Genomic DNA, 454 nt, shown 5'->3' with positions numbered 1-454 from the left:
CCAGTACACCTCCCCGGAGTACGACACTCTGCCCGTCCCGCTCGGCCGGCTTCGCGTCCGGGGTGGTCAGGTACTCCATCAGCGTCGTCTTCAGCAGCCGGTGCGCGAGCCCGCGCAGCGTCCCGGCGGTCACCGAGTCGTCCACGGTGACCGAGCCGGTCACGGCCCGGATGAACCGGTCGATCTTGAGCGGGTTGCGGGTGTCCAGCGCCTTCTCCGCCAGCGCGTGCATGAGCGCCTGCTGCCGCTTGATCCGGTCGAGGTCCCCGTTCGGCAGGTTCCACCGCTGCCGGACGAAGTCGAGCTCCTCTTTGCCGTCCAGGTGCTGGTGCCCCGCCTTCCACCGGCGGTCGTGCAGCGGGTCGAAGGTGTCCTTGGTGATGGTCACGTCAACGCCGCCGAGCGCGTCCGTCATCTTCACGAACCCGCTGAAATCAAGCGCCGCGTAGTGGTC

General features: G+C 68.5%; 1 protein-coding gene. It reads right to left on the bottom strand.

Going from position 1 to position 454, the window contains the following annotated elements; all coding sequences use genetic code 11:
* Nucleotides 1-454, bottom strand: a 454-nt coding sequence (locus tag HUX53_RS28090) for an LCP family protein (protein ID WP_176406225.1), incomplete at both ends; no start/stop codon positions are given.

This window comes from Actinomadura sp. BRA 177 (assembly GCF_013372625.1).
GTDB lineage: Bacteria > Actinomycetota > Actinomycetes > Streptosporangiales > Streptosporangiaceae > Spirillospora.
Note: the sequence above shows the minus strand (reverse complement) of the source record. Positions and strands in the feature narration are given on the sequence as shown.